Raw genomic sequence first — 14,361 nt, forward strand, 5'->3', positions numbered from 1 at the left:
TTGGTTGCACAGAATTTCCGTTTTATCTAAGTAAACTAAAAAACCTTGGTTTTCTTCTATTTCTGATTTTTGTGTTTTTCCTTATTCATTACTTATACCAACGAAAATGATATAATTTTAATGCTAATCGCTGATAGCTGAATGCTAATTGCTAAAATATGAATTTGAGTTTCTGTATTATTGTTAAAAATGAGGAAAAAAACTTGCCTCGATGTTTGGCAAGTGTGAAAAATGTAGTAGATGAAATGGTGGTGTTAGATACGGGTTCAACTGATCGAACGCCAGAAATAGCTAAAGAATTTGGGGCAAAAGTACATTATTTTGAATGGTGTAATGATTTTGCAGCAGCAAGAAATGAATCTTTGAAATATGTTACGGGTGATTGGGTTTTAGTATTAGATGCTGATGAATATCTTTCACCAAAAATAGCTCCACATATTCAGGAAGCAATTAAGAGCGATCGCTACATTTTAATTAATTTAATTAGAGAGGAAATAGGGGCACAACAATCTCCTTATTCTTTGGTTTCTCGTCTGTTTAGAAATCATCCTGAAATAAAATTTTCTCGACCTTATCACGCTATAGTTGATGATAGTATTACTGAGATTTTGGCGAAGGAATCTCACTGGGAAATAGCTTCGTTGCCAGAAATAGCAGTTTTACATGAGGGTTATCAAAAGGGAGAAATTACTTCTAAAAATAAACTGCAAAGAGCAAAAGCATCTATGGAAAGTTATTTTAGTAATCATCCTAATGATGTTTATGTTTGTAGTAAGTTAGGTGCTTTGTATATAGAAATTGGGGAAAAACAGAAAGGAATGGAATTGTTATTTCGAGGTTTACAAGACCCCCAGATAGATAAGACAATTTTGTATGAGCTGCATTATCACTTAGCTATTGCCTATCGACAACAACAAGATAGAGAAATGGCAAAGAGTCATTATAAAATAGCAATAGAATTAAATGTTATGCCTAAATTAAAGTTGGGAGCATACAATAATTTGGGTAGTTTGTTGAAGGAAGAAGGAAATTTACAGGATGCAAAAATTAACTATGAAATTGCTTTACAGATAGACCCTAATTTTGCAGTTGCTCACTATAACCGAGGAATGGTATTGAAAGAAATTGGTTGGTTTACCGAAGCGATCGCTTCTTATCAAAAGGCAATTAAGCTTGATAGTAATTATGCAGAAGCTTATCAAAATTTGGGAGTTGTATTGTTGAAAGTTGGTCAAGTTCCAGAAAGTTTAGAGGCGTTTAGGAAGGCTATTAGTTTACATGAAAAATATAATCCTCTGGAGGCAAAGCGAATTAGGCAAGGGTTAGATTCAATGGGTTTTGTGTTGTAGGGATATAAATAAATTATTGGCAAAATTTATCAAGTTTAAGTAATAAAAAGTTCTCAGGTTTAAGTAATATTAAGCTACATAACTATAATAGTAGTAAATCCTCAGCATTTTAGTATCTGAAAGGTTCTACTCCCCATGCTTCTGGAAGCCAGTATATACCAGTCTTATTAAATGCCTTGAAAAAGATTTTTTTTGCTTTCTGATGTAGCTTATCAATATTACGATAATTGTAAACTGGTCGAATAACTTCTGCGGGGGATGTTCTGATGTTATATTTTGCTAATAAACTTAGGATAGTTTTACCTCCTCTACCTGCTTCTCCACTGTGATTAATATTGCAACAACCTATAGCAACTAAAACTGTAATCTGTAGTAATGAATCAGGCTCTTTAACAATTAAAAATACATCTAGAGCACCTAAAAATTATCCTTGTTCAGCTTTTTTTAATAGGAAAGATGCAGGGTTTTCTGATGATTCAGCATAAATAAACCAATCGGGAGGCAGATTTTCAGGTCTATTTTCTCCCATCAATATACAACCAACAATTGATTCTGGCTTGTGTTCAATTAAAGTTAAAATGGGAATAATAGATACTGTGGTTCCTTCTTGAAAAAAAATGAAATTCATTATTGCTATTTATCAAATTTTCTACAATAAACTAATATCATATATTAATCGGGGTGTCAAATTATAGCGGTTTTCACTCATTTTGACTACAAAAAGGTAGACCTTGATCGGATATGCTTAAAAATAGCCAGTCTAGTTCATTTTAGATAGTTATTTATATCGTTTTTCCATTTTTTAAAATATTTATCCCTTCTTCCTTCTTCCCTCTTCCTTCTTTCGTACGGACGTTGCATAAGGGCGTCCCTACCATGTGTAACAAACATTTATAAAATTGGTATCACAGGTGTTAAAAAAAAATCAATAATTTGAGTCAATAAAGATGATTATTTGTATCGATAAATTCAGGGATTTTGAGCATAATAAATTAATTAGATTGATTTTTCTGACTGGAATACTATTTATTTCTAGCTGTAATATATTACCCGAAACTAAAACAGAAAAACTATCAGAAACTTTACCTGTAGAATCACCTCAACCAACTCAACCAACTCCCTACGTTACCGAGGCAAAATTAATAGCGGTTGGAGATATTATGATGCACGGTATGCAAATCAAATCTGGTTATAATTCTCAAACTAAAACTTATTCTTATCAAGGTTTTTTCACAGAAGTAAAAGATATTTTATCTGCTGGTGATTGGGTAATTGGTAATCTAGAAACAACATTAGCAGGACCAGAATCTGAATATACTGGATATCCTTTATTTAATGCTCCGGCAACATTAGCTGATGCTATTAAATGGGCAGGTTTTAATATTTTAAGTACTGCTAATAATCATTCATTAGATAGACGAGAAAAAGGTCTGTTAAAAACTCTAGAAAATTTACGCGATCGCGACATTTATCCAGTAGGTACGGCAGCGTCTTTAGCAGAATCTCAAGAAATTTTAATAGTGGAAAAGAATGAAATTTTGATGGCTTTCTTGGCTTACACTTATGGCACTAATGGTATCCCAATTCCTAAAGGCAAAGATTACTTGGTAAATTTAATTGACGAACAAAAAATTATTCAAGATATTAGTAAAGCAAAACAACAAGGAGCAGATATTGTGACAGTTTCTCTACATTTTGGCGCAGAATATCAGCGTTTACCTAATACTAAACAAAAACAATTAGTGGAAAGTTTGGTTAATGGAGGAGCAGATATTATTTTAGGTAGTCATCCTCATGTAGTTCAACCCTATAAAATATTTAACGTCACATCAAAAAATGGAGATACTCGTCAAGCAGTTGCGATTTATTCTATGGGTAATTTTATTTCCAATCAAACGAAAAAATATACTAAATTGGGAGTTATTTTTCAGGTTAATATTCAGAAAAGTTTTCCAGAAGAAACTATTGAAATTTCTGCTGTGGAAGGTTTACCGACATGGGTGCATCGTTATCGGAAAAATGGGAAATTAAACTTTCGGGTTTTACCATTAGAGGAAGTTGTTAATACTAAAAACGATCCTTTACTTAAGTCTAGAGATTATTCATTGCTAGAAAAATATTTAACTCAAATGAATAGTCATATTAATTCCTTAAAAGAAGGAGTAGGGGTTCAATAATAATTAATAATTAATAATTAATAATTAGGGTTTGCTGATTAACTCTAAAAGTATTTATACCAATTTCATAAAATATTGCAAAGCGTGAGGACACAGGGAACAAGGAACAGGGAACAGGAAACAGAGAAAGAAAAACATAAATATTAAAGAGGAAAAAAAGTGTAAATTTTAGAATTTATGGAATTTATAATTTTTTCTTTTAGGAATAAATCACAAATTAAGATGTAACTGCCTTTTTTGAATTTGGTATTACAGATAAAGGTTGTAGCCTTTTTGCTGCGAAAAAAGTGTCAGCTTTTAACTCCTAATTTAATTGCCCAAAATACTAAAATTTTGAGCAGACAAGGACAGAAAAATTGAGCGACAATTCTTGCGACTGCCTTCTCTGTAATACCAATTCCCATGCATTAGTGCTATATTTGCGCAATACTTCAGTTATCAACTAATTAGCAGAAGCAGAATCACTTTTTTGCTAATTTTAGCTAATTTAATATTCATTATTCTTATGTTTTATTCTCCCCCACTCCCCTACTCCCCTATTTCCCCTCCTGGGAGAGGGAGGTGCGAGGGGTGGGTCCCCTGCTCAACAAAATGTAGAAAAGTTTTTGAGAAATGGTATAATTCCCATTCATTCTGACTCCTGACTCCTACCCTCCACAAAAAGACTTTTTCAGCAAACCCTAATTAATAATTACCGAATAATTAATAATTAAATAATTCTGGTTTAAAGCCTCCCCTTTCAAGGATCAAAAAAGAAATAATATTTCCTTTGGTAATTCCTGTATTACAAATAATAAAGTTCAGTAGACTAGAAAAGGTGAACATATTATTCTTAAGTGTAATATAAAACACTATTATGAGGTGATTATGCCTAGTTCTTCCACTGGTCCGCAGAAAATCAGTATTAACCCAAGTGGCAAGTTAGTAACAGTTGCTGCCTTTGCTCAATCAAGTGCTAATCAAACAGTAACAATTGTTGACTCTAATGGTAATGAAGTATTTTCTGCTTCTGGTAGCAGCAGAAGTGGTGGAGTATTCACCTATATCGGTGGTGGTAGCTTCACATCAGCAGGAGATGGAAATTACACAGTTACCCTAACCGAAGGTTCTGATATATTGGTAGGTGAAGACGCTATTATAGAAAAAGGCGAAGTATTTTTGCACCGATACTCTTTCATCACTAATGATGGTGGTTCTAATGCAAAACCCGACTTTAATGACCTTTTTGTGACTCTCTCTGTATTTGGTTACACTGGTTAGTCCAGTAGGGTGCGTTAATGAAATGTAACGCACCGTCTATCGCAAATATTTCTGGCAAAAATAACTTTCCTTCATAACTGAAGTTACCAAATATCAAGCATTTGCTCGAATAAATAATATTTAGGGCTTGCTGAAAAAGTCTTATGGGTGAAGGTAGGAGACAGGAGACAGGAGACAGGAGACAGGAGGAACGGGGAATTTGGAGGAGGTAGGAGTAAGAATTTTCCCAAGATGGTTCTGCCCAACTCTTGACCAAAATCCTGAATTTTTGAACCATTACCACTTAAAACCTCGCACTTTTTCCAGATTTAAAATTGCTCAAACCAATATCAGTCAATAAGCGCGATATTTAATCAGCAAACCCTATTTAGAAATAGAAAATCCAAGATATCGCAAAGTTTATAGTAATTGGTATTACTTCTGCTCTAAATGCCTTTACCTAGAAACAGCATACAACCCAAGTACTTCCATGATGCCATTCACCGCCATATGTATTCGGGTTTGAATACGGATCGCCCCACGGCCATGCATATTTCACAGTTTCATTACAACTCTTGTCATTAGGTATGTATTTGCCGTGCATATTATTATTTGATACCCACATGAAGGGTACTTGAGAACAACGTTTCTGTTCTCTATTATTGGCAGCACAAATCTCTTGTCCAGTCTTACCAAGATACGAAGGTGGTACATGAGCAGCTAATGCTCCAGATACAGATGAGCAAAATTTATCAGCATCAGACTTTGTAACAATTGCTCTAACATTTTCAATAGATCCTAGAGAGGCAATTTTCCCTTTAGCTTCCTCCATTATTTTTTCAGTTTTTTTCTCAAAATCTTTTAGAGCTTTATCCTGTTCTTCTCTTATTTTCTCAGGTTTAAGGTTTTGAACTTCTGCATCTATTTTACCAAAATAGGCAGCTAAACCTACAATTGCAATTAGTAGTGTAACCAACGCCCCTAATTCAATCTTTCTCAGAGAATCCACTTTTTACACCTCCAGCTAAATTTAATCCATAGCTTTTTTTATTCTAATTATCTATATAATTAGAACTTTTTTTAGCTGATAAATCAATTGTTTTTTTAGTATAATTTCAAATACATTTAATTGTGCAAATATACCAATCTCCTCAAATTCCCCTCCCAGGAGGGGTTAGGGGTGGGTCTCCATCTCTCCATCTCCCCAAAAAGGTACTTTATTAACCAGATTCTATATTGCTCTCATCTCCAGCTTTTAAATCAATTACTTCTGTAGGGATAATTTTCCCAATAGTTGTTTCCGCAGGTTGTAGATTAGTTTGATTTGATGGTTTAACGTAACTATTTTTAATTTCTTCAAGCCAATTAATCATTAAAACTTCTATTTCTTCAAAAGTTTGTTTGTCTTGCAATTCTGATAGGAACTTAGTTGTAAATTGTTTGACTAACTTCTGTCTAAGTTTGATACTTACAGGATCTAGAGGTACATCTGTTTGATAAACTTTTTGTGGACTTCTAGCAATTGAACTTGATATTTGTATAACTAAATTATTGGCTATTTTATCCGGTAAGCAGGGTACTTTATTAACGAGATTCTATATTACTCCCATCTCCATTTTTTAACTCAATTACTTCTGTAGGTATAATTTTCCCAATAGTTGTTTCCGCAGGTTGTAAATTAGTTTGATTTGATGGTTTAACGTAACTATTTTTAATTTCCTCAAGCCAATTAATCATTAAAATTTCTATTTCTTCAAAAGTTTGTTTTTCTTGCAATTCTGATAGAAACTTAGTTGTAAATTGTTTAACTAACTTCTGTCTAAGTTTGATACTTACAGGGTCTGGAGGTACATCTGTTTGATAGACTTTTTGTGGACTTGTAGCAACTGTACTTGATATTTGTATCACTAAATTATTGGCAATTTTATCCGGTAAACGACGTAAAAAAGGTATTTTTTGTAAACGTCTATATATAGATAACTGCTGCATAGACTTTTCAACCTGATAGCGTAAAAAATCTTCAATATCTGGATAAATTTCTGGAAGAACTCTACAAGCAGTTACTTCAAGTATATTATTAATAATTTCCTGAATGTTTCCATAGTCATTTTTATCTACACCAACTTTATCTGATTTATTTTTTGATTCAAAAATAGCTTTTTTTAGAGAACCTTGACTAATATTATTCTGAAGCTGATTTATACTCCCACCTACTACAACTTGAATTATTTCCTGAGCAAAACTACCAATAAGTTGGAATCGGATATTTGTGTAGAAATGTTTCATATCTGGCAATTTAACTTTCTGTAAACGAATAAATACAGTAATTATTCGCAGCGAAGGTAGCCAAGGTTGTAGTAAAAAAACATCATACCAACGCTTTTTAACAGCACCCCATAAACTTAGATTAGAACGACAACTGATTAGTAAAGTCCGCCCAATAAACTCTATCCAAAATATAATCATCCAAGGTAAATCTACTAACCAAAATCTATCTACAAATTCCCCATCCTTACCTAAATCGCGAAAGTAAAAAGAGTGCATTAAAAACTGAATATTTTCTGAAAAAAAATCTAACTCTTCTTCCCATTGATATCTTTCTAGATATTGACGACTCCAGAAGGTATTAAACGCTATTTTTGATGATTTATCTGCCAACAAAATTTCTGGTGCTAAATATTGGAGTAGGTTTAATGACTGTAAAATTTGAAGAGTAGGAGTTAAACTCATATTGCTATCTGGAATCTGGCTATAAATATGTTGCTTCATCCGGTATTTTATTTGAGTTAAAACTAAAATCTGATTAACTATCTGGAAATCATAATCTTTATCAATTAATTCCGTACTACGACCACGTAATTCTTTGAGTAAAGGTTCTGTTTCTTCTGCTTCTAGACCTTTTTTTTCGAGTAATATCTTCAGTTCACTAACTGCGATGAGATAATTTTGTGAGTCTCGGAATGGCTCTATTCCTTTAATTAAATCATACTGTAATTTCGGCTCATACAATAATATTAGAGGGCGAATTTTTTGGTTGAAAAATGCTAACTGACTTTGCCAACCTTGTGTTTCTAAGTAATTTTCATCCCAAAACATCTGTACTGCTTGTGAAAAACTTTCTCTTCTAGTATGAGTAGTGAATATTTGCCTAATTTTTGCTAAATTTCCATAATTATCAATAACTTTAAATGGAGGACGATTAATGAAAATTTCAAAGCTACTAATGCGTAAATCGTCTAATAAATTTTCTACTTTTGGTGACTCTAAACCATTCTTTTCTAACTCCTCTTGTAGATTATCTACTTTTTGGAGATATTTTTTTTGAGGAGTATCAGTAATTTTTTGTAAGTATAAATCTATTTTTAAGTACCAATGACGAATTTTTATATAGGTAATATCAAATATTATTAACATTACATTAGCAAGAATTAGTAATGCCATAATTCGTTCACTCAATAATAGTAAACGTGAACGATGAGACTTAGGAAGTTTTTTGGATAACATAGTTAGGGTTTGCGCTCAAAAGTCTTATGGGTGAGGGTAGGAGACAGGAGACAGGAGACAGGAGAAATGGCTTGGGAGCGAGGAGGTAGGAGTAATACCATTTCTCAAAAACTTTTCTACATTTTGTTGAGCAGGGAACCCACCCCTCGCCCCTCCCCCTCCCAGGAGGGGAAGTAGGGGAGTGGGGGAGTAGGGGAGAAGTAAAAAGTAAGAATAATTAACATTAACTGGGCTATTTTTAGCAAAAAGGTAATTATAACTGTTTTTATTAATTAATAACTGAAGTCTTACCCAAGTATAGCGTTACTTTTAGGAATTGGTATAACAATTGTAAGAATGATTTTTCTGCCCAACTATGCGCCTAAAATACTAACTTTTTGAGCGTTTTAGACGTAGTACCAGGCACTTTTGAAAAGCCTCAAAAAGGCACTTACCTTTATCTGTAAATACTTTTAGATTTAATCAGCAAGTCCTAGTTATACCAAGCGTGAAAAAAGAATGTTACGAATAATAAGTGCAATAAAAAGATTTTGCAGGAAATTTCCCTTTGACGAAAAAGAGAATTTACGACCTAAAAACTGGTATTAAATCTATTCCCATACGACTCCTGAATTGCAGGATTGCTGTTTGCGGAACATTCCGTAGGAAATTCGAATAAATACCCTAGCTATTTGTAGCAAACATTTATCAAATTGGTATTATATAGTTTGGAATTCAAAATTTCCTATTGCTAAACCATTAGTATATTATTATAGAGCAGCACTATTAACGAAGTCAGAAGTTAGAAGTCAGAAGCGAGTGTGTAATTCTGAGGTCTCCTACGGGACGCCTACTGTGCGGAAGTAATTCCGCACACAGCCCCTCCAGAATGTAAGACACACTTCATTACAGTCAGAAGTTAACCCACCCGCGGGCCCCTCCCAACCCACCCCTAACCCCTCCGGTGGAGGGGAGGGGAAGTAGGGGATGTGTGAGCAACTCTCCAAAAACCCGATCGCCAGTCAAGGCGGGGTTGCGCGACCCTTATGATTTTGATAATTGTTTGGTGATTGATATTTAGTTGATTTAAATTGATATAGCATTCGCAGGAAAGATGGGGAGATATCAAAAGCTTAAAACTCAAATAATGTCAGATTTTTTCTTCTTACCGAATAATTAATTATTAATTATTAAATAATTCGTGCCTTGAAGCCTCCCCTTTTAAGAGGAAAAAGCGGTCTAGGGATGGCGAGTTCTCCTCATCATATCCATGATACCAAGAGAAAAGAAATAATATTTCCTTATCTTCAATTCCGTAACGGTTTTAACCAGAGGTAATTATCAATTATCCATTATCAATTATCCATTAATGAATTTTTCCTCCTTTCTTCTGCTATAAATAGTCATAATTAGCACTATAAAATATAGCAATTTGTCAAGCCATAACTCGTATTATAGCCAAGGAGAGAATTGTTACCGATAAATTGTGGTCTAAATTCTCCCCATTTTAAGGGGATAAAAAAAGATAATTCCGTATTGCAGAGGTACTGATAACTGATAACTGAAATGACTATTTTTCTTGGTCAAATTAATCAGAAGGTAATAAGTTGTAGATGGCAGAATATCTACTACCTAAAACCTACCACCTACTACCTTCTTGAATTGTAGACCTAGTTCCAACACCTACTCATAAATTAACCAACCATTTGTAATGACTTAGTAGTAAAGTCTATTCCCATCCAACTACCTCCATTATTACTAGAATGACTAGCTTTTTCAGCTATCTCTAGAACTAAACCAGCTTCCATCAAAGAGAATGGTTCAGTATCTGGATTATTAGCACAATCTAGGAAATTCTCAATCAATCCATTAAACCAATTAGTATGACCGGGATCGTCAAAATATGTAGGTACAAAAATGTGCTGAACTGGTTGATCTTTAACACTTAAAAATACATCATTATTCTCAATGCTAATTTCTCCTTCTGTTCCCTGAATTCTGTAATAAGCTTTTGGAATAGACCCTAAAGAGCTGACACTAATATTGATTAATTTGTTCTCCCAATCTAAGCAAAAAACAGCTACATCTTCAAGTTGACTATTTGTTTCATTGAAACTTCTAGTATGTGCAGATATACGTTGAGGGAAACCACCAAATAAAGTTTGAGCAACAGAAATTGCATCTAAACCATGGTCTATCATAATACCACCACCAGATAGTTCTTTATCTTTTCCCCGTACACCTGGTTGAAAACCTACACCAAATATATTAAATGATGCAAATAAAGGTATCCCTATTTCACCTGAATTAATTAAGTAGGCAGCGTGAACTATTGAAGGAGCAAATTTATAATTATGACATGGATATAAAATACGTTTTCGTTCGTTTGCTATATTGACTAATTCATAATACTCAGCTTTATTCAATACTAATGGCTTTTCACATAAGACGTGCTTATCTGCTGCTAATGCTTGTTTAATACTTTCTACATGAAAAGCATTAGGTAAACAAATATCTATTACGTCTATTTCACTAGAATATTCTTCTAATAAATCGCTGAATTGTTCATAAACTCGGATATCTGCATATTGTCGAAGCGCTGCTGCACGTCTAGACGTTACTGGATCTACTACTGCTGTGAGATGAATATCAGAACGATCTCTGTATACTGGTACATGGGCTTTCTCTGCATTAAATCCAAAACCAACAATCGCTACTTTCACAATCTAAAATCCTCTTAAAGTATATTAATTTTTAAAATTTTTGTAACAAAACTTATAATTTTTGTCAAGTATTTTTTTTAGAAGTCCACTCTTAAATATCTTTCTAATTTTATTATGGATAATTTTTATCCAATTTAACTCAATAATTTAGTAATCATAGCTTAAATAAGTTAAATTTTTTCTTGAATCAAAAATCTCGACTAAGAAATAGATATTACTCTTTGATATTTTTCAGATATATAGCATTTACATTTGGATTGTAAATATATTTTTGAAGAAAAGGTAATAGAAAATAAAGTACACAAAGATTTTATAGTAAAAAAACTACTTTTCTCTTTGTCAATTTTCATGGTAATGTTATATTCAAACAAAATTCACTTAAATTCAATCTTAAGTATAACTATTTAAGTAATTAGTTTGATTATAAGCATTCAGCGGTTAGCGGTCAGCTATCAGCGCTTAAACTATTGCTTTTAGTTTGAGATAAAAGCTTTACTAATGGAGGCATAATTAAATATTACTACCAAAGTCTGCTTTAAAATCTATATTCATTTAAACCCCCTCTTTTTGCTGAAAGCTGACAGCTAATAGCGGAATGCTTACGTTTGATTATATTAACTTTAATCTGAGGTAAATAAATATAAAATTTCCGAATCATTAACTCACTATTAATATAAACAATGACTGAGAGTCTCAATAAGATTTTTACCAAAATTATTTATTAAATGCTATTTTTAAATACAAAAAATTAAGTATCAAGCCTCAAATTTTAAGGTAATCAAAAAGAAAATCATGTATCTTCTCGCCTCCCTATTGCAGGAGGTACTTAAGTCCGCAGTTTTAGCTCATCTGTAAAGAGGCTGACTATTAACGTTTGTACATAATTCCGATAGGAAAGTTCCTCTGACAGGAGGCTAACTGAATTGACTAACTAATGTTAAAGTAATTTATAAATATAATGGCAATATCAAATCAATTAACCAAGATGAAAATTAAAATTCCTAGCAATAACGGCGAGACTTTTTCCGCTTACTTAAAAACACCTACTTCTACACCTGCTCCTGGATTAATAATTATCCAAGAAATTTTTGGAGTTAATGAAGTAATGCGTAATATAGCTGATGAATATGCTCAAGCAGGTTATGTGGCAATAGTGCCTGATTTATTTTGGCGTCAAGAAGCAGATATCGAACTTACCGATAAATCTGAGAGTGACTGGCAAAAAGCATTTGAACTTTACCAAAATTTTGATGAAAATAAAGGAATTGATGATTTAATTTCTACAATGAAAACTCTCAAAGAATTACCAGAATGTACTGGCAAAATTGGCAGTGTAGGTTTTTGTTTAGGAGGAAAACTCGCTTATTTAATGGCTACTCGTTCCCAAGCAAAATGTAACGTTAGTTATTATGGAGTTGGCATAGAAAAAAATCTTGAGGAAGCAGCTAATATTCAAAATCCATTAATGCTTCATCTTGCTGAAAAAGATGAATATGTTTCTCTAGAAATTCAGTCTCAACTAAAAATTGAACTGAGTAATTACCCTTTAGTAACAATACATTCCTATCCAAATGTTAATCATGGCTTTGCTCGGATAGAAGGAAAAGACTATAACTTAGAAACTACTAATCTTGCCCAAAGTCGCACTATAGAATTTTTCCAAAAATATCTTGACTAAACTTTTAGTTTGTAAGCATTCAGCATTCAGCATTCAGCATTTCCGTTTGTCATGCTGCGCAAACAGATACATGAACATATTCAAGAAATTGCTAAGGTTAGCTGAAGACATTTTTTTTATAAGTTTTAATTCTCCTTGGAGACTAATTCCTATTTTGAGCTGATAATGAGCTAACAATTCATAGCTGATAGCTGTTAACGCAGTTCCTCTGAAAGAGGCTAGCTGATGGCTGAATGCTTACTTTAGTTTGACACTGAATCACTATTTTTGAACCCACTCCCAATAAGTTGATTATTCCAAATTATATCTGGTTGATTGACTACCATTATTGGGAAGGTTTTCCTGAACCGAAGTTAAGGCAGATAATAAATTGAATCAGGAATATAAGCAAAGCAAGTAATTTATTAATTAAAAATTATAACTACACAAGAATCACTGATAATCAGAACTTCCAGAATTTCCCAGGTATACTAAAAAAAAAATTTTGCTTAAATGCCATTACTGACAGTCAAGAACTATATATAAATTTATAGAATATTAGTATTGTTATCTATGTAGATTATAATCAATGAAAATTTTATCATTAACTTCTATTGTTGCTGCCACAGTAATTGGATTTTTAAATCTTCCTATAAATAATCGTTCTGCTGAAGCTCAAACTACTAATTTTTTCTGTGGGAGAATTGGCGCAACTCCAGCAACAATAGCCACTAAACAAGGCCAAAATATTCCGATTATTCTCTGGAATTCTAATAATTATTTTACCGAATCAGGAGAAGATGCTCTGACTAGATGTACTAGAGTATCTGGAATTTTATCTACTCAACAAAGAAACGGATATCGAAGTATCACTGTCAGTATTTCTAAAAATGGACAGCCAATGATTTGTGCTGCTAATCCTCAAGATGGTTCTTGTAGATTATTATATCAAGTTCCTAATGGTCAAAATCCTCAACAAGCCAGACAAGAATTATTGAGAAGAGTTACTAATCCTCAGCCAAATTTACCACCAATTACTATTCATTAAAGGAATAAGTATTGAGCAGAAAAAATGTTCTGTAGATGTAGCATCGAATTTCTACAAACAATGGGCTTGAATACTTAATCAAGAACAACTAATATCAAGTCCGGATAATAGCGCGATAATTCCTTTGTACCTCACAACCTTAATTTTTTCCTTCTGCCTTTATCCTCTTATACAAGGGTTACTTTCTCCTTTTTCTCTTCTATTTTCTTCTAACTGAGTTACTCCTCTCTAATTATTTAAAATTGTTCAACTGGACATGATATGATTATTTGTTTGACACTCGGCTCAAGTAGGTAGGCAAAATTATTTTTTATCTACTTATGCAATTAATTAACCATTGCCTGATGCTGTCTCTTTATTTCTATTTTGATCGAACATGAATTCTAGAAAATGAGGCTTTTTGAAGCTCTCTTTATTCTGATGTTTTTAAACTAGAGTCACTGGTGACTTTTTCTCCATACTCCATTACATAATTACTTCCTTTTGTTAATTTTTCTGTTAAGAAAGTTGTGGGTAATGGATAGCTAAAAGGGGGAGGCTTTAAACCCAATTTTTTGGTAAACAGGGAACAACGGGGAAAAAGTTTCCCCTGATTCGATTCATTATTATTCGGTACCCTAAAACTCTTGTACGTGCTATAAGCTCTGAATAATTTTCTTATTTTTTTATAATAGAGCTTAAGTCT

Annotated in this window: 11 protein-coding genes; 5 read left to right on the forward strand and 6 right to left on the reverse strand. The window is 32.9% G+C overall.

All coding sequences use genetic code 11. The annotated features are described in order from the left end of the window. Positions 1–158: 158 nt before the first annotated feature. Positions 159–1,349 (forward strand): glycosyltransferase, encoded by a 1,191-nt coding sequence (locus F6K15_RS13395; protein ID WP_293061513.1) that lies wholly within the window; start codon positions 159–161, stop codon positions 1,347–1,349. Positions 1,350–1,773: 424 nt separating this feature from the next. Here F6K15_RS13395 and F6K15_RS13400 read toward each other — a convergent pair whose 3' ends face one another. After that, positions 1,774–1,977 (reverse strand): hypothetical protein, encoded by a 204-nt coding sequence (locus F6K15_RS13400; protein WP_293061514.1) that lies wholly within the window; start codon positions 1,975–1,977, stop codon positions 1,774–1,776. 319 nt (positions 1,978–2,296) lie between these two features. Here F6K15_RS13400 and F6K15_RS13405 point away from each other — a divergent pair, with 319 nt between their 5' ends. Both F6K15_RS13405 and F6K15_RS13410 read left to right on the forward strand, forming a co-directional pair. Continuing rightward, on the forward strand, positions 2,297–3,526 hold the full coding sequence (locus F6K15_RS13405) for a CapA family protein (protein WP_293061516.1): 1,230 nt from the start codon (positions 2,297–2,299) through the stop codon (positions 3,524–3,526). An 867-nt stretch (positions 3,527–4,393) separates the two neighbouring features. Next, positions 4,394–4,786, forward strand: a complete 393-nt coding sequence (locus tag F6K15_RS13410; protein WP_293061518.1) for a hypothetical protein — start codon at positions 4,394–4,396, stop codon at positions 4,784–4,786. 439 nt (positions 4,787–5,225) lie between these two features. On the opposite strand, the gene F6K15_RS13415 is transcribed toward F6K15_RS13410, so the two are convergent. From F6K15_RS13415 to F6K15_RS13430, 4 genes are all read right to left on the reverse strand, one after another. Beyond that, on the reverse strand, positions 5,226–5,774 hold the full coding sequence (locus tag F6K15_RS13415) for a hypothetical protein (RefSeq protein WP_293061519.1): 549 nt from the start codon (positions 5,772–5,774) through the stop codon (positions 5,226–5,228). A gap of 211 nt (positions 5,775–5,985) precedes the next feature. Beyond that, a complete protein-coding gene (locus tag F6K15_RS13420; RefSeq protein ID WP_293061520.1) occupies positions 5,986–6,177 on the reverse strand; it encodes a hypothetical protein in 192 nt (63 codons plus the stop codon). 172 nt (positions 6,178–6,349) lie between these two features. Next, positions 6,350–8,269, reverse strand: a complete 1,920-nt coding sequence (locus F6K15_RS13425) for a hypothetical protein (RefSeq protein ID WP_293061522.1) — start codon at positions 8,267–8,269, stop codon at positions 6,350–6,352. A gap of 1,673 nt (positions 8,270–9,942) precedes the next feature. Then, positions 9,943–10,971 carry a Gfo/Idh/MocA family protein gene (locus tag F6K15_RS13430; protein WP_293061524.1) on the reverse strand — a complete coding sequence of 343 codons (1,029 nt, stop codon included), beginning with the start codon at positions 10,969–10,971 and terminating at the stop codon, positions 9,943–9,945. Positions 10,972–11,929: 958 nt separating this feature from the next. Here F6K15_RS13430 and F6K15_RS13435 point away from each other — a divergent pair. Both F6K15_RS13435 and F6K15_RS13440 read left to right on the forward strand, forming a co-directional pair. Further along, a complete protein-coding gene (locus F6K15_RS13435) occupies positions 11,930–12,649 on the forward strand; it encodes a dienelactone hydrolase family protein (RefSeq protein ID WP_293061526.1) in 720 nt (239 codons plus the stop codon). 568 nt (positions 12,650–13,217) lie between these two features. After that, a complete protein-coding gene (locus tag F6K15_RS13440; RefSeq protein WP_293061528.1) occupies positions 13,218–13,676 on the forward strand; it encodes a COP23 domain-containing protein in 459 nt (152 codons plus the stop codon). Between the two features lie 412 nt (positions 13,677–14,088). On the opposite strand, the gene F6K15_RS13445 is transcribed toward F6K15_RS13440, so the two are convergent. Next, a complete protein-coding gene (locus F6K15_RS13445) occupies positions 14,089–14,226 on the reverse strand; it encodes a hypothetical protein (RefSeq protein ID WP_293061530.1) in 138 nt (45 codons plus the stop codon). Positions 14,227–14,361: the final 135 nt, after the last annotated feature.

It is taken from the genome of Okeania sp. SIO2B3 (genome assembly GCF_010672525.1).
Classification (GTDB): domain Bacteria; phylum Cyanobacteriota; class Cyanobacteriia; order Cyanobacteriales; family Microcoleaceae; genus Okeania.